This window comes from Bradyrhizobium sp. ORS 375, assembly GCF_000239775.1.
Lineage (GTDB): Bacteria > Pseudomonadota > Alphaproteobacteria > Rhizobiales > Xanthobacteraceae > Bradyrhizobium.
Genome location: NZ_CAFI01000041.1, coordinates 1 through 21,170, shown reverse-complemented (window position 1 = coordinate 21,170; position 21,170 = coordinate 1). Strand labels below are relative to the sequence as shown.

18 protein-coding genes are annotated in these 21,170 nt (G+C 67.0%); 16 read left to right on the top strand and 2 right to left on the bottom strand.

Annotated features, from left to right (window positions below; genetic code table 11):
• The first annotated feature begins 285 nt into the window (after positions 1-285).
• Complete coding sequence (locus BRAO375_RS03825; protein WP_009026139.1) at positions 286-1,023, top strand: transglutaminase-like cysteine peptidase; 738 nt, start codon at positions 286-288, stop codon at positions 1,021-1,023.
• Between the two features lie 31 nt (positions 1,024-1,054).
• On the opposite strand, the gene BRAO375_RS03820 is transcribed toward BRAO375_RS03825, so the two are convergent.
• A complete protein-coding gene (locus BRAO375_RS03820; RefSeq protein WP_009026138.1) occupies positions 1,055-2,530 on the bottom strand; it encodes an amidase in 1,476 nt (491 codons plus the stop codon).
• Between the two features lie 253 nt (positions 2,531-2,783).
• Between BRAO375_RS03820 and BRAO375_RS03815 the strand changes: the two genes are divergently transcribed.
• From BRAO375_RS03815 to BRAO375_RS03755, 13 genes are all read left to right on the top strand, one after another.
• On the top strand, positions 2,784-3,392 hold the full coding sequence (locus tag BRAO375_RS03815; protein WP_009026137.1) for a LysE family translocator: 609 nt from the start codon (positions 2,784-2,786) through the stop codon (positions 3,390-3,392).
• Between the two features lie 147 nt (positions 3,393-3,539).
• Complete coding sequence (locus tag BRAO375_RS03810; protein ID WP_349545327.1) at positions 3,540-3,833, top strand: hypothetical protein; 294 nt, start codon at positions 3,540-3,542, stop codon at positions 3,831-3,833.
• A gap of 58 nt (positions 3,834-3,891) precedes the next feature.
• On the top strand, positions 3,892-5,160 hold the full coding sequence (ihpA, locus tag BRAO375_RS03805) for a divalent metal ion exporter subunit IhpA (RefSeq protein WP_009026135.1): 1,269 nt from the start codon (positions 3,892-3,894) through the stop codon (positions 5,158-5,160).
• A complete protein-coding gene (gene ihpB / locus BRAO375_RS03800; protein ID WP_009026134.1) occupies positions 5,157-6,146 on the top strand; it encodes a divalent metal ion exporter adaptor subunit IhpB in 990 nt (329 codons plus the stop codon). The genes ihpA and ihpB overlap by 4 nt, the downstream gene beginning before the upstream one ends.
• Positions 6,139-9,306: an efflux RND transporter permease subunit gene (locus tag BRAO375_RS03795; protein ID WP_035638802.1), complete on the top strand. Its 3,168-nt coding sequence runs from the start codon at positions 6,139-6,141 to the stop codon at positions 9,304-9,306. The genes ihpB and BRAO375_RS03795 overlap by 8 nt, the downstream gene beginning before the upstream one ends.
• A gap of 129 nt (positions 9,307-9,435) precedes the next feature.
• Complete coding sequence (locus tag BRAO375_RS03790; RefSeq protein WP_009026132.1) at positions 9,436-10,245, top strand: FadR/GntR family transcriptional regulator; 810 nt, start codon at positions 9,436-9,438, stop codon at positions 10,243-10,245.
• Entirely contained in the window at positions 10,235-10,732 is a 498-nt protein-coding gene (locus tag BRAO375_RS03785; protein WP_139031297.1) for a 2,4'-dihydroxyacetophenone dioxygenase family protein, read from the top strand. The genes BRAO375_RS03790 and BRAO375_RS03785 overlap by 11 nt, the downstream gene beginning before the upstream one ends.
• On the top strand, positions 10,732-11,499 hold the full coding sequence (locus BRAO375_RS03780) for an SDR family NAD(P)-dependent oxidoreductase (protein ID WP_009026130.1): 768 nt from the start codon (positions 10,732-10,734) through the stop codon (positions 11,497-11,499). The genes BRAO375_RS03785 and BRAO375_RS03780 overlap by 1 nt, the downstream gene beginning before the upstream one ends.
• A 67-nt stretch (positions 11,500-11,566) precedes the next feature.
• Positions 11,567-12,406, top strand: a complete 840-nt coding sequence (locus BRAO375_RS03775; RefSeq protein ID WP_244423111.1) for an ABC transporter permease — start codon at positions 11,567-11,569, stop codon at positions 12,404-12,406.
• Positions 12,403-13,209, top strand: a complete 807-nt coding sequence (locus BRAO375_RS03770) for an ABC transporter permease (RefSeq protein ID WP_009026128.1) — start codon at positions 12,403-12,405, stop codon at positions 13,207-13,209. Before BRAO375_RS03775 ends, BRAO375_RS03770 begins: the two co-directional genes overlap by 4 nt.
• Entirely contained in the window at positions 13,206-13,964 is a 759-nt protein-coding gene (locus BRAO375_RS03765; RefSeq protein WP_009026127.1) for an ABC transporter ATP-binding protein, read from the top strand. The genes BRAO375_RS03770 and BRAO375_RS03765 overlap by 4 nt, the downstream gene beginning before the upstream one ends.
• The gene (locus tag BRAO375_RS03760) at positions 13,961-14,293 is read left to right on the top strand and encodes a hypothetical protein (RefSeq protein WP_009026126.1); all 333 of its coding nucleotides are present in this window, start codon (positions 13,961-13,963) and stop codon (positions 14,291-14,293) included. The genes BRAO375_RS03765 and BRAO375_RS03760 overlap by 4 nt, the downstream gene beginning before the upstream one ends.
• A gap of 1 nt (position 14,294) precedes the next feature.
• Positions 14,295-15,350 (top strand): ABC transporter substrate-binding protein, encoded by a 1,056-nt coding sequence (locus tag BRAO375_RS03755; RefSeq protein WP_009026125.1) that lies wholly within the window; start codon positions 14,295-14,297, stop codon positions 15,348-15,350.
• 84 nt (positions 15,351-15,434) lie between these two features.
• On the opposite strand, the gene BRAO375_RS03750 is transcribed toward BRAO375_RS03755, so the two are convergent.
• The gene (locus tag BRAO375_RS03750) at positions 15,435-16,040 is read right to left on the bottom strand and encodes a hypothetical protein (protein WP_009026124.1); all 606 of its coding nucleotides are present in this window, start codon (positions 16,038-16,040) and stop codon (positions 15,435-15,437) included.
• Positions 16,041-17,447: 1,407 nt separating this feature from the next.
• Here BRAO375_RS03750 and BRAO375_RS03745 point away from each other — a divergent pair.
• Both BRAO375_RS03745 and BRAO375_RS03740 read left to right on the top strand, forming a co-directional pair.
• Positions 17,448-18,704: an aminopeptidase gene (locus BRAO375_RS03745; RefSeq protein WP_009026123.1), complete on the top strand. Its 1,257-nt coding sequence runs from the start codon at positions 17,448-17,450 to the stop codon at positions 18,702-18,704.
• Between the two features lie 306 nt (positions 18,705-19,010).
• A partial coding sequence (locus tag BRAO375_RS03740; protein WP_244423112.1) for a methyl-accepting chemotaxis protein occupies positions 19,011-21,170 on the top strand: 2,160 nt, incomplete at its 3' end.

Sequence of the window (21,170 nt, the reverse complement as noted above, 5' to 3'; positions counted from 1 at the left end):
CCAGCCCGCGGAAATCTACAAATTGCATCGATTTGGCAGCAACTGCGGAAATTGAACAAACACAACCGGACCGCGAATCAGCCCCGCCATTCGCGACCTCCGCTCCGCTTTCGCTAAGATTTGTCGCATCGAGGCAACACAACGTTCAGCCTGCTGGTCACGATTTCATCGCAAGCATCCCATTTTTAAGCCGCGCCAAAGCTCGGGCGCGGATGTTCGCTCCAACAAGCATTCGGTTCCGGGCGCGCGCCATCGCGCGGCCGAGTTCCGAGGACGGGGCGTCACATGAGTCTTCTCGGGCTGATACGGGCATCGTTTGCGGCCGCGGCCGCCGGTGCGGTCCTCTGGGCCATCGGACCGGCCAACGCCGGTCCGATCGGTCAGCCATTGGCACTTTCGGCTGTCGCTGCCGACACCGAGCCATTCGCCTTGCCGCGGGCCGAGCTCGAAGCCGGTCCGTTGCGCGATAAATGGGTGACGCTGTCGCGCAAGCTCGACGACGAGCGCGTGCAACTCGCCCTCTGTGACGGCGACCGCGAGCATTGCGTGTCACCAGCTGCTTTGCGCCTGCTCACCATCGTCGATCAGGGGCGCGCCAGAGACGGCCGCGCGCGGCTCGGCGAGATCAACCGCGCGATCAATCTGGCGATCCGCCCCGCCAGCGACCTCGCCCAGTATGGCGAGGAGGATCTCTGGGCGTCCCCGCTCGCCACCTTTGCCAGCATGGCCGGCGACTGCGAGGACTACGCGATCGCGAAGCTCGTTGCGCTCCGGTTGGCCGGGCTCCCGTCGCAGGATCTGCGCATCGTCATTGTGCGCGACACCATGCGCGGCGAAGATCACGCCGTCGCCGCGGCGCGTCTGGACGGGCGCTGGCTGCTGCTCGACAATCAGCGGATGGCCATGGTTCAGGACAGCGACGCGCGTCAGATCCGGCCGCGCTTCGTGATCGACGAGACCGGCATCGCCGTCCTGCAGGCCTCGCCCTGGATGGCCGAGGTGAGCAGCCGGTCGCGCGATTGACCCGGTAAGGGCGGCCAACACCTGATCGCCGTCACCCGTTGGTGACGTGCACCCCTGGCGTCGCGCCGCTATTCCACTTCCCGTCGATCGCACGCTCGATCTGTGCGGCAAGCTGCAGCAGCAGGCCGTCATCGGCCTGCTTGCCGATCGCCTGGATGCCGAGCGGCAGGCCGTGCTCATTGGTGGCGAGCGGCAGCGAGATCGCCGGGATGCCGCAGAGATTGGCGAGCGGTGTGAAGGCGAAGTTCCGCCAGAGATTGCCGAACCAGTCGAGCACGTCGGGATTGTCGCTGACCGTCAGATATTCCGTGGTGCCGATCTTCGGCGTCGGCAGGGCCGTGATCGGGGTCAGGATGATGTCCCACGCTTCGAAGAACGCGCCGAAGGCGCGCGAGGTGGCGTTGAACACCGCCTGCATCGCCGCGCGCTCGGCGAAGCTGGTGCCGCGACCGGCTTCCCAGATGCGGATGTTGATCGGCTCGATCAGGTCGGCCGGCGGCCGCTCGAGCTTGCGCTGCGCCAGCAGGTTGTTGATGACGATGGCGAAGTTCGAGATGTAGCAGGTGGTCTGCGCCGCGAAGGCCTGGGGATAGTCCACCTCCGGCAGCGCGTAACCGACGTGATGGCCGAGGCCCTCGAGAAACTTGCCGACGCGCTCCAGCTCGGCAGCGATGTGCGGCGTCGCGCGATAGTCGCCCCATTGATGCGACAGCGCGATCCTGAGCTTGCCGGGATCGCGCTTGATCAGCTCGACATAGGGCTCCGGCGTCGTCCAGTACGGCATAAATTCGCCGGGCGCGCCGCCGCGGCAATGATCGACGAAGGCCGCGGTGTCGCGCACGCTGCGCGACTGGCAGCCCTGGATCGAGACCAGGCCGGTGAGATCCGACAGATGCGGCGCGATCGAGAACACGCCGCGCGAGACCTTCAAGCCGATATTGCCGTTGACGCCGGCGGGAATCCGGATCGAGCCGCCGCCATCGGTGGCATGCGCGATCGGCACCACGCCGGCAGCGACCATGGCAGCACTTCCCGCGGACGAGCCGCATGTCGTGTAATCGGTGTTCCACGGATTGCGCGTGACGTAGACGGCCGGGTTCTCCGCCGAGCTGCAGACGCCGAACTCCGGCGTCGTGGTGCGGCCCATCAGGTTGAGACCGGCCTTGCGCATCTTCGACGTCAGATGCGTGTCGGCGGCGGGACGGTTGCCGCGCATGTAAAGCGAGCCCTGCTCCTGCAGGCGGCCGGCCATGGTCGGGCCGAGATCCTTCATCAGGAATGGCAGGCCGGCGAACGGGCCGTTGGCATTCGCGCCGGCCTTGATCGGATCTTCGATTGCGTCGGCGAACACCTCGACGACGCCTGATAGTTTCGGATCGACCTTGGCAATGCCCTCGGCGGCCTGCTGCGCCAGCTCCGCCGCGGTGAGCTCGCCGTTGCGAACGCGGGCTGCGAGCGCCATGCCGTCATGCCGGGCCCATTCGTCCCAGCTCATCGCCAAAGTCATCTGTTGTCCGATCCTTCGCGCCGGCACCGGCGGCTAGAGGCGCCTGCGCCCGCATTGTCCAGCGGCGCGAACCTTAGTTTGCGAAGGCCGAGTGTCAATCAAGCCCGCTGCATGCCGCCAATACGGCGTGCACATGCGCCACGGCTTACCGCCGATCCAACGCCCCGTTCCGGAAATCGGCACTCGCGCTGCCGCACCCCGCCGTGAGTGGACGGGAGACGCGGCCGACCTTGACCCGCATCAAGGCAAGCGAATGATGCACGTGCTCGATGCCCGCATGGACATCGCGACCTTCCTCGCCGCAAGCATCGCCCTGCTCGCCACGCCCGGCCCGACCAACACGCTGCTCGCCACGGCCGGCGCGAGCCGTGGCGTGCGCGCTTCGGTGCATCTGCTGCTCGCCGAGCTCGTCGGCTATCTGCTCGCGATCATGACGTTGCGCATCGTGCTCGGCCCGGTGCTCGCAGCAATGCCTTTGGTTGGACACGCCTTGCGCGTCGCGGTCGTGCTCTATCTCCTGCACCTCGCGGTCGCGCTGTGGCGCCACGGCGGCGGCCGCGCTGGGGATGCTGTGCCGGTGGCGTTGCGCCGGGTGTTCGTCACCACGCTCTTGAATCCCAAGGCCATCATCTTCGCTTTCACCCTGCTGCCGGCGGACGGCGATGCCGCGCGTCTGCTGCCGTTCGTCGTCACGCTCGGGCTGTCGATCGCGAGCATCGGCGGAGGCTGGATCGTACTCGGCGCGACCTTGCGCCGCGGGCTTGGCAGCCTCGTGCCGGCGACGCTCGGCTATCGTTGCAGTGCTGCGGCGCTGGCGCTGCTCGCCGGCGTGATCCTCGCGCCGGCGCTGGCCGCACTGTAGACGGTTCCGCTTGTTACATTGTTGCTGATCGACAACGCCTGACCCCGCGTGCTATCCGCTGGCCGAACAGGGGATGCCGTGCGCAGCATTGGCCAACGATATCTGACGAGCCGTGCAGGGCTATTGCGCCGGATGGCGGCGCTGTGCGTGATCGTTGTTTATCTGCTCGCCGGCGCGCTGCACGGCACCTGTGATCTCGACGTCGCACATGCGTCGTCCGGCAAGCCGGAGATCGCATCGTTGCTGGACAAGGCCGGGCATTCCGATTCACGCGACATCTCCGATCATCATTGCCACGGCTGCTTCTCGGTGGCCGTCCCGCAATTGCAGCTCGCGATGCTTCCGAGCGACCTCGTCGCAGCTACGGATTGGGCCGCTCCCGCGCTGCGTGCCGGCATCCGGCCCGATTCCGATTCGCCGCCGCCCAAACACCTGACCTGACGTCCCATGCCGGACGGCGACCGCCGTCCTCATTGCCCGTCCAGACAGGTTCATCTTGATGCCATTCTCCGTGATGGCTGCGCGCATTGCATGCGCCGCAGCCCTGCTCGCGCTGCCCGTGCACGCCGCTGCCGCGCAGACCTTGACCCTGCGCGAGGCGCTGTCGCGCGCGCTCGCCGCCAATCCGCGTCTCTCCGCCGCCGATCGCGACATCGGCATCGCGTCCGGGCAGCGCCTGCAGGCCGGCGCGCTGCTCAATCCGGAGCTCTCCTACGAGCAGGACAATTCCTTCGGTTCGGGCCAATATCGCGGCACGCGTTCGGCCGAGACAACCTTGCAGATCAGCCAGGCGTTCGAATGGTTCGGCAAGCGCGATGCGCGGGTCGCCGCGGGACAGGCCGGCGTGCGCGTGGCCGAGATCCAGCGCCAGGCGGTGCGGCTCGAGGTGCTGTCGGAGACCGCAATCGCCTTCGTCACGGTGCTCGCGACGCAGCGCCGCATCCAGATCCTCGACGACGAGGTCGCCGCTCTCGACCGGTTGACGCCGCTGCTGCGCCGTCGCGTCGAGGCCGGCGCCTCGTCTCCGGCAGAGACCGGCCGCGCCGAGGTCGCCTCGGCGCTGGTGCGCGCCGATCGCGAGCGCGTCAAGGCGACCTTGGCCAGCGCGCGGCGCGAGCTCGCGGTGCTGATTGGTGAGATCTCGGCAAAGCTCCCAACCGTGACCGGCCGCTTTGATGCAACGGGCCAGCCGCCGTCATTCCAGACCGTGATCGCCGCCATCGATGCCAATCCGCAGCTCGTGCGCTGGACCGCGGTCTATGCGCAGCGCAATGCCGAGCTGCTGCTGGCGCGTCTGAAACCCTATCCCGATGTCCGCGTCAGTGCCGGCTGGCGTCACTTCAACGACACCAATGACGATGCCGTCCGATTGAGCATCTCCGTGCCCATTCCCGTGTTCGACCAGAACCAGGGCAACATCCTTTCGGCGCAGGAAAGCGTCGCCAAGACCGAAGCCGAGCGCAAGGCCAACCGCAACGCGCTGCTGGTGATCGCCGGCCGCGCCTATGATTCGCTGCAGGGCTCGCTGCGAGAATTGTCCGTGCTGCGCGAGATCGCGATTCCCAAGGCGCAGGAGGCGGCGGACGAGATCGCCCAGGGCTACAGCGCCGGCCGCTTCTCGCTGCTCGAAGTGTTGGACGCGCAAGCGACCGTGGCGCAGGCGCGGCTGCGCGAGCAGGAGGCGCTGCAGAACATTCATGTCGCCGTCGCGACCATCGAAGGCCTGGTCGGCCGTCCCTTCACGCTGGCCCGGGAGACCGCGCGATGAGAGCGAGCACCGTCATTGTCATTGCAATCCTCGCGGCCGCCGCCGGCGCAGGTGCATCGCGATTGCTGGTCGAGGCGATGCCACACGAGGCCGCGACGGGCCATGCCGACCACGGCGGCAAGGAGCGAACGGCGCCGAAGGATCACGTCGAGCAGGACGAGCACGGCGCCGATCGCATCCGCATCAGCGACGTCAAGCTCGCTGCCGCGGGCGTCACCCTCGCCGAAGCCGGACCTGCCACACTGTCGGATACGCTGGCCTTCAACGGCGTGCTGCGCGCCAACCAGGAAGCGCTGGTGCAGGTGACGCCGCGCTTTCCCGGCATCGTCCGCGCCATCAGGAAGCGCATCGGCGACACCGTCGCCAAGGACGAGCTGCTCGCCGCGATCGAGAGCAACCAGAGCCTCACCGCCTACGACCTGAAGGCGCCGATCGGCGGCACCATCATCGACCGCCAGATTTCGCTCGGCGAATACGCCTCCGAGCAGAAGCCGGCCTTCGTGGTCGCCGATCTCTCGACCATCTGGGTCGACCTCTCGATCTATCGCCAGGATCTCCGGCGCGTCCGGCTGGACGACGAGGTGCTGATCGATCCCGATGACGGCCACGGCCCGATCAAAGGCAGCGTCTCCTACGTCGCTCCGGTCGGTGCGAGCGAAACCCAGACGGCGCTCGCACGCGTCGTGCTGGCCAATGCCGACGGCCGCTTGCGCCCCGGCCTGTTCGTCACCGCTCGCCTCGTGCTCGCCAAGCGCAGCGTCGCGGTCGCGGTGCGCGCCAGTGCGATCCAGACCTTGGAGAACAAGACCGTCGTGTTCGTCCGCGAGGAGGGCGACAAGATCGAGGCGCGTCCGGTCGCGCTCGGCGAGTCCGATCCGACCTATGTGGAGATCCGTGACGGCCTCTCTCCCGGCGAGCACTACGTCGCCGAGAACAGCTTTGTCGTGAAGGCGGAGATGGGCAAGGGGGAGGCCGAGCATGATTGACGCGATCCTCGCTTTTGCCGTCCGCCAGCGCTGGCTGGTGCTGCTGGCCGCGCTCGCGGTCGCCGCGTTCGGCGCCTGGAATTTCACCCGGCTGCCGATCGACGCGGTGCCCGACATCACCAACGTTCAGGTACAGATCAACACCAAGGCGCCCGGCTATTCGCCGCTCGAGACCGAGCAGCGCATCACCTTCCCGGTCGAGACCGCGATGGGCGGCCTGCCCCGCCTCGACACCACGCGCTCACTGTCGCGCTACGGCCTGAGCCAGGTCACCGTCGTGTTCCAGGATGGCACCGACATCTATTTCGCGCGCCAACAGGTCAACGAGCGCATCCAGCAGATCAAGGATCAGCTGCCGCCCGGCGTCGAGGTGGCGATGGGGCCGCTGTCGACGGGCCTGGGCGAAATCTTCATGTATGCGGTGGAAGCCAGGCCCGGCGCCAAGACGCCGGAAGGCACCGACTATTCGCCGACCGATCTGCGCACCGTCCAGGACTGGATCATCCGCCCACAGCTGCGCGGCGTGCCCGGCGTGATCGAGGTCAATACGATCGGCGGCTTCGAGCGCCAGTTCCACGTGCTGCCGGACCCCGGCCGCCTGATGGCCTACCGGATCAGCTTCCGCGACGTCATCGCTGCGCTCGCCTCCAACAACGCCAATGTCGGCGCCGGCTATATCGAGCGCAATGGCGAGCAATATCTGGTGCGCGCGCCCGGCCAGGTCGGCAGCGCCGCCGAGCTGAAGGACTTCGTGATCGGCGCCCGTGGCGGGACCCCGGTGCGCATCGGTGACGTCGCCGAAATCATGGAGGGACGCGACCTGCGCACGGGCGCCGCGACGCTCAACGGCGACGAGACGATCCTGGGCACGGCGATGCTCCTGATCGGCGAGAACAGCCGCGCCGTGGCGCGCCGCGTCGCAGCACGGCTCGACGAGATCGCGAAGTCGCTGCCCGACGGCGTGATCACGCGCACGCTATACGACCGCACGCATCTCGTCGAAGCGACCATCCGCACCGTCGAAAAGAACCTGCTCGAAGGCGCCGCCCTCGTCGTGATCGTGCTGTTCCTGCTGCTTGGCAACATCCGAGCTGCGCTGGTCACCGCCTGCATCATTCCGCTGTCGATGGCGATGACCATCACCGGCATGGTGGAGAGCAAGGTCAGCGCCAATCTGATGAGCCTGGGGGCGATCGATTTCGGCATCATCGTCGACGGTGCCGTCATCATCGTCGAGAACTGTCTCCGCTTGCTCGCTCAGGCGCAGCATCGCAAGGGCGGCCTGCTCACCACCTCCGAGCGGCTGCAGACGATCGTGGCCGGCGCGCGCGAGGTGATCGGGCCGAGCCTGTTCGGCACTGGCATCATCGCCGTGGTCTATCTGCCGGTGCTGACCTTGACCGGCGTCGAGGGCAAGATGTTCACGCCGATGGCGTTGACCGTGCTGATGGCGCTCGGCGCTGCCGTCCTGTTCTCGATCACCTTCGTGCCCGCCGCGGTCGCGATTGTCGTCACCGGGAAAGTCGCCGAGCAGGAGAATGTTATCATGCGCGGCGCGCGGCGGATCTACGCGCCGCTCCTGCGTGCGGCCATCGCCTATCGCATGACGGTTGCCGCCGTGGCGATCGTGATCGTCGCCGTGAGCGGCTTTGCCGCCACGCGCATGGGCGGCGAGTTCATTCCGAGCCTCGACGAGGGCGACGTCGCGCTCGCGGCGCTGCGCATTCCCGGCACCAGCCTCACGCTCTCCGTCGACTTGCAGAAGGCGCTGGAGGCGCGGCTGCGCCGGATTCCCGAGGTCAAGGACGTCTTCACCCGCATCGGCACGGCGGAGGTCGCCACCGATCCGATGGCGCCGTCGCAGGGCGATGGCTACATCATGCTGAAGCCGCGCGGCGAATGGCCGGATCCCGCGAAGCCGAAGGCGGCGTTGGTCGCCGAGATCGAGCAGGCTGCCGACGAGATCCCAGGCAGCAACTACGAGATCTCGCAGCCCATCCAACTGCGCTTCAACGAGCTGATCTCCGGCGTGCGCAGCGATGTCGGCGTCAAGATCTTCGGCGACGATCTCGACATCCTCCAGGGCGCCGCGCGCCAGGTCGAGGCCGCGATCCGGGGCATCAACGGCGCGACCGACGTCAAGACCGAGCAGGTCGCCGGCCTGCCGATCCTCACCGTCAAGATCGACCGCCAGGCGCTGTCACGTTACGGCCTCAGCGTCGCCGAGGTGCAGAGCGTCGTCGAGATCGCGATCGGCGGCAAGGCGGTCGGAAAACTGTTCGACGGCGACCGCCGGTTCGACATCGTCGTCCGCCTGCCCGAGCGCCTGCGCGGCAATCTCGATGCGATCCGCGCCATCCCGATTCCGCTGCCGGCGGGTGAGGACTCCAGCACGACGCCGATGCGTACCGCCTTCAACTCCGCCGCACAGCCGCGCTACGTGCCGCTGTCGTCGGTCGCGTCCATTGCTTCTGCGCCGGGCCCGAACCAGGTCAGCCGCGAGAACGGCAAGCGCCGCATCGTCGTCACCGCCAATGTCCGCGCCCGCGACCTTGGCTCGTTCGTGGCCGAGGCGCAAGCCGCGGTGGCCGACAAGGTGAAGCTGCCGCCGGGCTATTGGATCGGCTGGGGCGGTCAGTTCGAGCAGTTGCTCTCGGCCACCAAGCGGCTCACCATCGTGGTGCCCATCGCGCTCGCGCTGGTGTTCTTGCTGCTGTTCATGAGCATGCGCTCATTGGCGGACGCCGCGCTGGTGTTCTCCGGCGCGCCGCTGGCGCTGACCGGCGGCATTGCCGCGCTGCTGTTGCGCGGCCTGCCGCTGTCGATCTCCGCCGGAGTGGGCTTCATCGCACTCTCAGGCGTTGCCGTGCTCAACGGGCTCGTGATCATCGCCTTCATCGAGCGCCTGTGCCAGGACGGACGCGGCGTGCTCGCCGCCGTGGAGGAAGGCGCAATGGAGCGGCTGCGGCCGGTGCTGATGACGGCGCTCGTCGCCTCGCTCGGCTTCGTGCCGATGGCGCTCGCGACGGGCGCCGGCGCCGAGGTGCAGCGCCCGCTCGCCACGGTCGTGATCGGCGGCATCATTTCCTCGACGATGCTGACGCTGCTGGTGCTGCCGGCGCTCTACGTGCTGTTCAGGCGGGAGACGCGGGCGACGTAATGCCGCGGCTCGCTGCACTGCCCAAACATCGGATGTTAAACATCCGATGTTTGCCAAGGCCGTTTGGCCCGTGCTAGCCTTTGCGAAGCAGACCTCGCCAGACAGGTCGCCCACGGGAAGGAACCCCTCTTGGCCAAAGCGCGGCAGAGCACCGCAGGCCTCGTCAAGCCCGGCCGCATCCGGACCGTGCTGACGACGCTCGGCCGCGAGATCGCGCAGGACCTCATTCCCGTCGGCACCGCATTGCCGCCCGAGCCCGACCTCGAAGCGCGGTTCGGGGTCGGCCGCGGCGTCATCCGCGAAGCGATCAAGACGCTCGCCGCCAAGGGCCTCGTCAGCGTGCGGCCGCGCCATGGCACGCATGTGCTGCCGCGGCATGATTGGAGCCTGCTCGATCGCGACGTGCTGAGCTGGCTGGTCGGACAGGACGAGCCGAACCGCGATCTCCTGCTGGCGATCCAGGAGGTGCGCTCGATCATCGAGCCGGCCGCGGCCGCGCTCGCCGCCGAGCGCGCGACCAAGAACGACCGTTGGCGCATCAATACCGCCCTCGCGGCGATGGAGACGGCGAAGGATCTCGCCAGCGCGATCGCCGCCGACAAAGCCTTCCATCTCGCGATCCTCGACGCGACCCACAACCCGGTGCTGCAGGGCTTCCGCGGCGCCGTCGACACCATTCTCAGCACCGTTTTCCTGGTCGCGGTCGGCAGCGCCGGCTGGTTCAAGGACAATCTGCCGAACCATGCCGCCGCCGCGCGCGCGATCGACGAGGGCAATCCCGACAAGGCGCGCACCGCGATGGAGCGCGTGCTCGGCTACACAAAGTCACGGCTCGCAACCCGGCGCCCCGCGATCGCCGCGGCCACGCGCAAGCGCGATGCGGGCGGCGCCGCGAAGAAGACCGACCGAAAAACCAAAAGGAAGCGCGATGTATCGTGACATGAAGGGATCGACCCACGTCCTGGCGTCGCCGGAGATCGCCGTGGTCGCGATGCCGACCGACGAGCGCGTCTGGGTGCCCCAGGCCAAGGACGTCTGGTTTCGGCCGCTGATGCTGAACACGCGGCAGGGCCAATGGTGCAATCTGCTGCGCGTCCGCAAGTCGGGCGTGCTCTCCCGCCACCTGCATCCGAACCCCGTCCACGGCTTCGTGCTCAAAGGCAAATGGTTCTATCGCGAGCACGATTGGGTGGCGACCGAAGGCTCCTACGTGTTCGAGCCGCCCGGCGAGATCCACACGCTGACGGTGCCGGAGGACACGCCGGAGATGATCACCTTCTTCAACATCCAGGGCTCGATGATCTATCTCGACGAGCAGAACCGCCACACCGGTTATGAGGACGTCTTCACCAAGATCGACATGTGCCGCGCGCATTATGCCGAATGCGGGCTCGGCGCCGACTATGTCGACCAGTTCGTGCGCTGATGACGGGACCGGATCACACCGCAACGGACGGCGCCTGGGCCGCGCAATGGTATGCCGGCCGGCGCGTGCTGATAACCGGCGGCACCTCGGGCATCGGCGCCGGCATCGCCCGCGGCTTCCTGCAGGCCGGCGCCGAGGTTACGGCCGTCGGCGTCAGCGATGCTGAAATCACGGCCGCCGCCGCCGATCCGCTGCTCGGGCGCGCCAGGCTGCAGCACCTCGATGTCCGTGATGACGCGGCGGTGCGCTCGTTCGCCGGCGCGCTGGAGGCGCTCGACGTCGTCGTCAACTGCGCCGGCATGATCCGCCGCGGCGACGAATTGCAGCCTGAGGTGTTCGCCGACGTCGTCGACGTCAACCTCACCGGCTCGATGCGGGTCTGCGCCGCGACGCGGCCGCTGCTGGCGCGCTCCAAGGGCGCGATCGTCAACCTGGCGTCGATGCTGTCGTTCTTCGGCGGCGGCCTCGTGCCCGGCTACGCCGCCAGCAAGGGCGGCATCGCGCAGCTGACCAAGTCACTTGCAATCGCCTATGCCGCCGACGGCATTCGCGTCAACGCGATCGCGCCCGGCTGGATCGCGACGCCGCTGACATCTGCGCTGCAGGCCGATCCGGCGCGTGCCAAGCCGATCCTCGATCGCACCCCGCTCGGGCGCTGGGGCACCCCGGCCGATCTGCTCGGCGGCGTGCTCTATCTCTGCTCGCCGGTGGCCTCGTTCGTCACCGGCACGGTGCTGATCATCGATGGAGGCTACGCGATCACATGAGCTGAAACGCAGCCGCGACAGGAAGAAGCGCGGCGCGTCGTGACGAGATGCCGAGCAAGGCAGCAGGATGAATCAGGGAGATGACGTTCAGGTGCCGGCCAGTGTGAAAATCAGGTCGCCATGGCTCATGCGCGGCGCGGCGAGCCTCGCCGGCAGCGCGATGTTCGTCGCGCCGCTGCTGGCGCTGCTCGCGATCTGGGCCATCGTCGTCCCGCTGTTCGAGGTCAACCCGCGCGTATTTCCATCGATCGGCGCCGTCGGTGGCGCAGCGCTCGACTCGATCCGCGACGGCACCCTGATCGCCCATATCGGCGCCAGCCTGCTGCGGGTCGGGCTCGGCACGCTGATCGGCATCGCCACCGCGGTGCCGCTCGGCGTCGCCATGGGCGTCAGCCCGACAGTGGCTGCGTTCCTGACACCGCTGTTCCGCTTCTTCTCGGTGCTGGCCGGCATCGCCTGGATTCCGATCGCGACGCTGTGGTTCGGCTACGGCTTCGGCGCGATCGTGTTCGTGATCTTCAACGCCGTGTTCTTCGTCGTCACCTACAACACCCTGCTCGGCGTGCAGACCATCCCGCACACGCTGCGCAATGCCGCGTGGTCGCTCGGCGCCGGACGATGGGCCATGCTGACCGAGGTGCTGCTGCCGGGCGCGCTGCCGAACATCGTCACGGGCATCCGCACCGGGCTCGGCTTCGCCTGGCGCGGACTGATCGCGGCCGAGATGATCGCGACCAATGTCGGCCTCGGCTACATGCTGTTCGTCGCGCGCGACTTCTATCGCACGGAGGTGATCGTGTTCGGCATGATCGTGATCGGCGTGCTGTGGCTGCTGATCGACCGGCTGATCCTGGTGCGCATCGAACGCGCCACGATCGAGCGCTGGGGCATGGTGAGGCGAGCATGAACCTGTTGCTGCAGATGTGGGGCGGGTACGCGCGTATGACGCGGCGCTGGCCGGCGCTCGCGGCGGTCATCCCCTTCATCCCGGTCGTCGCGCTGTGGACCATCGTGGCCGAGGCCGGGCTGTTTCCGCGCGCGTTCTTTCCAGGCCCCGCAGACGTCGTCCGCTCCTTCGTGACGTTGACCTACAAGGGCATCCTGCCGGACTATCTGCAGGACAGCCTGATCCGCCTGTTCGTCGGCGCCTCCGTCGGCATGGCGCTCGGCGTGCCCCTGGGCATCCTGATCGGTACCAGCCGCTGGGCGCACCGGATCTGCTGGCCGGTGCTGTTGTTCTTCCAGGCCATCGGCGACATCGCCTGGCTGCCGATCCTCCTGATCTGGTTCGGCTTCGGCCTGACCACGATGACCTTCGTCATCGTCTACACCGTGCTGTTTCCGGTCGTGCTCAACACCGTGCTCGGCGTCGAATCGGTGCCGCGCGATCTCGGCCGCGCCGCGCTCTGCCTCGGCGCCTCGCGCGCCCGCGTGCTGTGGGAGGTGACGCTGCCGGGCGCGCTGCCCAACATCATCACCGGCCTGCGCAACGGGCTCGGCTATGGCTGGCGCGCGCTGATCGCGGTCGAAATGATCGTCGGCACCTCGGGCATCGGCTTCATGATGTTCGACGCGCGCCGCGCCGGCTCCACCGTCGAGATCGTGCTCGGCATGATCATCCTGGGTTTGCTCTGGTACGTCGTCGACGCCTGGATCCTCGCGCCGCTCGAACGCGCGACCGGAGAGCGCTGGGGATTGGTGACATCATGAAGACGCTCTCGCTGCGCAATCTTGGCAAGACCTATTTCGACCCCTACGCCGGCGCGCACGTCACGGCCGTGCACGATGTTTCGCTCGACGTGCAACAAGGGGAGTTCGTCTCCGTCGTCGGCCCGTCCGGCTGCGGCAAGACCACGATCCTCAACATGATCGCCGGCTTCATCCCGCACTCGAAGGGCGAGATCCTGCTCGACGGCACGCCGGTCAACGGCCCGGGTCCGGAGCGCGGCGTCGTGTTCCAGTCGTTCGCGCTGTTCCCCTGGAAGACCGTGCTCGACAATGTCGGCTTCGGCCCGAAGATGCGCGGCGTGCCCAAGGCCGAGCGCGACCGCATCGCCCGCGACTACCTGGCGCTGGCCGGCCTGTCGCACGCCGCCAACCGCTATCCCAACGAATTGTCCGGCGGAATGCAGCAGCGCGTCGGCGTGGTGCGCGCGCTGGCCAACGAGCCTGCGGTGCTGCTGATGGACGAGCCGTTCGCGGCGGTCGACGCGCAGACGAGGATGACGCTGCAGGAGGAGCTGACGCGGATCTGGCAGGACCGCAAGCCCACCGTCCTGTTCATCACGCACGATGTCGGCGAGGCGGTGTTCCTCGCCAACCGGGTCGTCGTGCTCTCCAAGGGCCGCATCCTCGACGAGGTCGCGGTCGACCTGCCGCGGCCGCGGGTGTGGGATCAGCTCGTCGACGACGATGAGTTCAAGCGCCTGTCGGCGCAGGTGCTGCAGATGGTGCGCGCGGCATGAGCCTCCTGCTGCAGGCGCTGAATTCGACCAGGGGCCGCGTCGTCCTCGGCGTGATTGCGGCGTATGGCGGCTTCCAGCTCTGGCTCACGCTGGCCGCGCCCGGCAAGATCTCGCCCGAGCTCGCCGGCACCTCCGACAAGCTCAACGTCCAGATCGAGCTGCCGTTCACGCCGGAGCGCTTTCACGTGCTGGCGTTCCAGCAATATGGGCGCGTCTCCGGCACCGACGACCGCTCCATCGAACTGCGTGGTGTCAAACGAAGGGATCTGCCCGCGATCGCCCGGCCCTATTGGGTGACGTCGGTCGGACCGATCAAGGAGGGAGGATAGAATGAGACGCCTGTTGGTAGCTGCAACCGCGCTCGCGCTGGCCTGTGTGCCGGCGGCTGCGCAGACCCTGACCAAGCTGAAGGCCGGCATGGTGACGGGCATCGATCAGATCGGCCTGCCGATCGCGCTGGAGCGCGGCTTCTTCGAGAAGCATGGCCTGGATGTCGCGATCGCGCGGCCCTACGCCACCGGCGTCGACGCGCTCAACGCGCTGCAGGCGGGCGAGAGCGACATCGTGCAGGTCGGCGTGCCCATGATCGGCGCCGTCCTGCGCGGCATGGACCTCGTGGCGCTCGGCAATTACAGCGGCAACGCCACCAAGGCCGGCTCCGACGCGACCATCGCGATCGTCGCGCGCGAGGGTTCGGGCATCGTCAAGGGCGACCTCTCGACCTTGAAGGGCAAGAAGATCGCGGCCTCGTTCGGCACGATCAATCATCTCTACATTCTCGCGACATTGGAGAAGGCCGGGCTCAAACCCGACGATGTCACCCTCGTCAATACGCCGCCACCGGACATGACGGTGGCGCTGCTCGCCAAGGGCATCGACGCCTTCTCCGGCTGGGACCCGTGGCCGATCGTCGCCGGCAAGGATGTGCCCGGCGCGTTCGAGCTGGTGCGCGGCGGCGACGTCATCGCCTATCTCGGATTCAACGTGGCGCTGCGGCCCTGGGTGCAGGCCAATGGCGAGACCATCGAGAAGTTTCTCGCCGCGGTGTCCGAGGCCGATCAGTGGATGCGCAAGAACCCGAAGCAGGCGGCGCAGGTCGCGACGCGCTGGATTCCCGGGCTCAAGCAGGAGGTCGCCGAGGCCGCGATGCAGTTCAACATCCAGCAGGCCGACCGCCGGCTGTCGGCAAACAATTATCGAGCGCTGTACAGCGCCGAGGACCGGCTGCAGCGGCTCGGGATCCTCAAATCGACCTTCGACGTGAATGCGCACATCGAGCCGAAATTCATCCTGAAGGTGATGAAGGACAAGCCCGAGCTGTTCGCCGACCTGCCGGCGATCCCTGAGGCCGCGGCGATCGGCCCCGGCTACGTGTTCAAGCCGTAGCGTCGCCCGTCATCAGACGACGTCGGACCGGCAGGAGCGAAGCGAGATGCGAGACGCAGACCGCTCCGCTCCTGTCCCAACCCGTTAGTTGAACGCCATCGGAGTCGCGCTGGCCATCCAACCGTCGGGACGCGTATTGCGCGCGAGCCGCTGATAGCGCGGCGCACGGGCTTCGCGCGTGACACGAGACGCCGCGCCGAACATCGTCGAACCGCCACGCGGATTCACGATCGTGTAGCCGGCGATCGAGCGCGGGTGCTCGCGGGTGACGTGGCCGCCGGAATTGCCGTCATGCACGAGCCAGACGTTGCCGGCCACCTGCTGCTGCAGGATCATGACGTGGCCCGAGCGGACCGCCGCCATGCCCGGAGCCGGCACGGCGCGCGGGAAGCGGCGCCAGTTGGCGGCCAGATTGAGTTCCGGAATGACGCGGCCGAACGTGTAGAGCGAGGCCTCGCAGCCGCAGAAGGCATGCGGGCAGCCCGACGGGCGGCCGCCGACGACACGACCTTCGACACGGGCTTCGCCCGGAATCGAGGCCATCGCGTTCATGTAGGAGTGATGGCGATAGGAATAACGGTGATGGGAGGAGTGATGGTGATAAGACGCGTGATGATGGTGGCGAGGACGCGCCTCGGCTTGCACGGAGAGAGCAAGCAAGGCAGCGACGACAAGAATAACGCGGTACATTCGGAGGACTCCTGTACACTGTGAAATCCCCCTGCCGCGCGCCAATCAACCGTTAAACATGTCCTCAAAGTGACCGAATCGCCCCTGAGCCATGCAAATACGGGACATGGCTGCCCGCTCAGGCAGTTCCGAATTAACGTATTTGCTTGACTCCTTGTCGAAGTTCATTTCGCCAATTCGGCCTGCGGAGGGATCCCGTCAGGAGGAAGATATGGCCGCGTGTTCGCGGACGGACTGGGAAGAAGCTCCGAACTCCGCTGTCGTCCCTGCGAACGCAGGGCTCATAACCCCAGGCTTGGATGAGACGGCGGCTGGTCGTTGCGCCTCGTCGAGAGAAGTGAGCTAAGCCCCAGCTCCATCCATCGTCATTGCGAGCGTAAGCGAAGCAATCCGGTGTGGTGTGCGGGACCCTGGATTGCTTCGTCGCTGCGCTCCTCGCAATGACGGGGAGAGCGCGGCATGCTCCTGATGCACCGTCAGCTCAATGGTCGTCTCAATTGAAGGCAGATCGAGAGCAAGGATGAATTCGTGCCCGTCGGGCGACTCACAGCGCGTCGCGAATATGCGAACGGCGGGTTCGGATACGTGCAGCACGTGAGCGGCGGAGTCACGCAAAACCTGATTTCGTGAATGGGCTCAAGCTGATTTGGCCTGTCCAGTCCTATCAAAAGAAATATTCATCTTGCCGATTTCGGAAAATCGTGATGTCCTCACCTCGTTCCGCCTCATCGACGAGGGGCGCTGCGCGGTCGTCACGAAGCGTGGAGTGCGGGATGTGATGGGCGGGCCGGGTCGCAGCGTGAGTTACTCGCGCCGACGAACGACATCGGTCCGTACGGTCAAGTCGCGTGGTCCTGGCCTCCCGAAGCTGAGGTCAAGTCTGCGTCGATGCGCTCGAAGCGCTCGCGCGGATGACGGTGGCCAACACGCCCGGCGCACCGGGGAGATCGCGAAGCAGCCGTGAAAACCATCGCGCAGGGAGGGCCGGGTCGATCCGGCTGGACCTGTGGTACCTGCCGCCTGCATTTTTTCCGCAGGCGGGCCACGGGCCTCAGTCGAGGCCCGGCTCTCCCTGCACCCTCGGTTTGCAGAGGGTGATTGGACCAGCAAGACTCGGACGCGAAAGCGGGTGCGAGAATGCAAAGTCGTAACCGCACACTCCGCTGTCGTCCCGGACAAGCCGTGACGCGCACCGCGCGTCGCGGCGCCGATCCGGGACCCATACTCCGCGGCAGTCGTTTGAGGGCACGCTGGAGCATCCAGCTCGTGCAACCAGTCCCGACGGTGATTATGGGTCCCGGGTCAAGCCCGGGACGACAGCGGAGACTGCGGCGCTTCGCCATTGACCGCCCCATCCATTGGCTTATCTCTTGAACATCCCACGAGAAACGGAACTGGACACCGCTGATGACCGCACACCCCCGAAGCTTCGATACCGCCATCGATCCCGTGAAGCTCGACCGTCTGGCCGAGGTCGCGGTGAAGGTCGGCCTGCAATTGCAGCCGGGGCAGGATCTGCTGCTGACGGCGCCGTCGGTGGCGCTGCCGCTGGTGCGCAAGGTCGCGGAGCATGCCTACAAGGCCGGCGCGGGGATCGTGACCTCGTTCTTCTCCGACGAGGAGCTGACATTGGCGCGCTATCGCTTCGGTCATGACAACAGCTTCGATCGCGCGGCCGATTGGCTGTACCAGGGCATGGCCAAGGCGTTCTCCGAGAACACCGCGCGGCTCGCCATCGTCGGCGACAATCCGATGCTGCTGTCCGGCCAGGATCCGACCAAGGTGGCGCGCGCCAGCAAGGCCAACTCCAAGGCCTATCAGCCGGCCCTGGAGAAGATCACCAATTTCGAGACCAACTGGAACATCATCGCCTATCCCAGCGCGTCCTGGGCCAAGCTGGTCTTCCCTGATGTTCCCGAAGAGGTCGCGGTCGCCAAATTGGCGGATGCGATCTTCGCGGCATCGCGCGTCGACCGCGAGGATGCGGTGTCCGCGTGGGAGCGCCACAACGCCGTGCTGCGCGAGCGGACCGAGTGGCTGAACGGCCAGCGCTTCAGCGCGCTGCACTACACCGGACCCGGCATGGATCTCACGATCGGCCTCGCCGACGGTCACGAGTGGGAAGGCGGCGCCTCGACCGCGAAGAACGGCATCGTCTGCAACGCCAACATCCCGACCGAGGAGGTGTTCACGACGCCGCATTGCCGCCGCGTGTCCGGTCACGTCAGAAGCTCCAAGCCGCTGTCCTATCAGGGCACGCTGATCGACGACATCCAGGTGAAGTTCGAAGAGGGCCGCATCGTCGAGGCCAAGGCGTCGAAGGGCGAGGAGGTGCTGAACAAGGTGCTCGATACCGACGAGGGCGCGCGCCGCCTCGGCGAGGTTGCGCTGGTGCCGCACTCCTCGCCGATCTCCAAGAGCGGACTGTTGTTCTACAACACGCTGTTCGATGAGAACGCCGCCTCGCACATCGCGCTCGGCCAGTGCTACTCGAAGTGCTTCATCAACGGCACCTCGCTGTCGCCGCAGCAGATCGCCGCCCAAGGCGGCAACCAGAGCCTGATCCATATCGACTGGATGATCGGCGCCGCCGAGACCAATATCGACGGCCTTCACGCCGATGGCCGCCGCGTGCCCGTATTCCGCAAAGGCGAGTGGGCCTGATTCAGTCAGCAGGTCGGCGGTCCATCGCATGATGGGCCGCCGATTGCACGAGAGCGTGCTTAGAGTTGTTAGTCGGCATCAAAATCGATTCGAAAGCCCGTAATACTACTGCGCCCACAGGTTGAAATTTTCCGATCTGCTCGCGCAATTAGGCCGCTGTTAAGCAGGATTCCTAAAACTCACTGCTGTTACTTAATTGACGCATAGGGAACAGCAATGAGCGCCGCAACGGCGGAGCCGGCACCGAGCCGGATTCGATTTGGGCTGAAGAGCCAAATTCTTTGTCTGGGTGTCGCGGGCGTGGCCATGATCGGCTGCTTCTATCTGGTGGGACTCTCCATCGAACGACACAGCCAGCAGACCGCCGATCGCGTGGCGACCTTGGCCGCGCTGAATGGCGAGATCTGGGAAGGTCTGTTGCAGGCGCGCGGGACGGCGACCGAATTCCTGCAGAAACCGTCCGACGCCAGGGTCGCAGCGCATGAGGCGATCGTGAGCGCGATCGGATCCAGGCTCGCCCGTGTCGACGAGATTGCCGCCGCCACCCCCGCGGATGAGACCGCGCGCCAGGCCGCCTCGTCGCGCGAGGCGATCAACGGCGCGACGGCCCGCTTCGCCAACGTCGTCGCCGCGCAGAAGGTGATCGGCTTCAACGAGAACGACGGGCTGCAGGGCAAGCTGCGCGCCGCCGTGCATGCGATCGAGACCCAGCTCAAGAAGCATGACCAGCCGCGGCTGGCCGTGCTGATGCTGATGATGCGCCGGCACGAGAAGGACTTCATGCTGCGCGGTGATCCCAAATACGGCGATGACCTGCGCAAGCGGGTCGAAGAGTTCGGCGCGGAGCTTGCAAAATCCGATCTGCCTGACGGGGTCAAGGCCGAGATCGTCAAGCTGATGGACATCTACCGGGCGAGCTTCCTCGCTTATATGGGCGGCCAGACCAGGCTGCTCGACGAGGCCGCGGAGCTGACGCGCCACTACGAGAGCATCAGTCCGGCGCTGCAGGCGATCCGGTCGGCGGCCGACCAACGTCTCGGCGTCGTCAAGGCGGAGCTGGCCCGCGTGAAGGACACGGTGTTCTGGTCGATCTGCGTCACGGTGCTGATCGCGGCGGCAGCGGCGTTGCTGTTCGGCCGCTGGCTGGCCGCGCCGCTGCTGCAGATGGCGCGCGCCATGGAGCGACTGGCGCAGAACGATCTCGACGTTCAGCTGCAGCCGGTGAAACGCCGCGACGAGGTCGGCCAGATCTCGCGCGCGCTCGGCGTCTTCCACGGCAAGCTGCTGGAGAATCGCCGTCTCACCGAGGAGCAGGCCAGGGCCAAGGAGATCGCCGAGCAGGAGCGCAAGAAGATGTTCGCCGAGATGTGGGAGCTGCTCGAGACCGATCTCGATTGCGCCGTCGCCGAGGTGATGACCATCAGCAGCGACGCATCGGCCCGCAGCGCGCAGGCGGTGTCGGAAGCGAAGACCATCGCGAGCGAAGCCGGCATGGTGGCGCAGGCCTCTGCGCGCGCCAGCAGCAACGTCACGACCGTATCGAGCTCCGCGGAGGAGCTGTCGGCGACCGGACGCGAGATCGCCCAGCGCGCGGCGGAAACGGCCGATCTCGCCAGCCGCGCGGCGCACGAAGCGAAGCAGGCCGGCTCGACGGTCGCCGCTTTGAGCGATGCCGCCGAGCAGATCTCCTCGGTCGTCAACACCATCGCCGAGGTCGCGGCGCAGACCAACCTGCTGGCGCTCAATGCCACCATCGAGGCGGCGCGCGCTGGAGAAGCGGGCGCCGGCTTCGCGATCGTCGCGCATGAGGTCAAGGCGCTGGCGCGCAAGACCTCGGACGCCGCCGACGACATCGCGCAGCGCATCGACCGCATCTCCTCGGCAACCACGGATTCGACCGCCGTCATCAGCAAGATCAGCGCGGCGATCGGCAGCATCGATGGCGCCAGCGCCGCGATGGCCGCAGCCGCCGAGGAGCAGGAGGCGACCTTGCGCGAGGTTGCACGCAGCCTGTCGGAGGCCTCCGCCGGCGTTGCCATGGTCGCGGAGAACGTCACCCGGATCTCCGGCCGCTCGACCGAGATCGAGCAGCAGACCCGGACCGTGTCGGAGCTCGTCAACGGCACCAATGGCCGGGTGTCGGAGCTGCGCGCCAATCTGATGGTGTCACTGCGGACCTCGAGCGTCGGCGACCGCCGCTCTGCGGACCTGCGCCGCCCGGTCACGATCGCCGCGCGGCTGCGCAGCCGGGGTGGCCATGTCGACGGCACCGTGCTCGACATCTCGGGCGGCGGCCTGCGCTTCCGTGCCGCAATGGATGTGGTCGGTCTGGCCGAGCAGCAGCAGGTCGAGGCGGAATGCGCAGCGTTCGGCACGGTCGATTGCGACATCGTCGCGATCGGCAATCGCGACGTCCATCTCAGCTTTCGCGAGCTGGCTCCGGCGCGACGCGAGGCGGTCGATGCG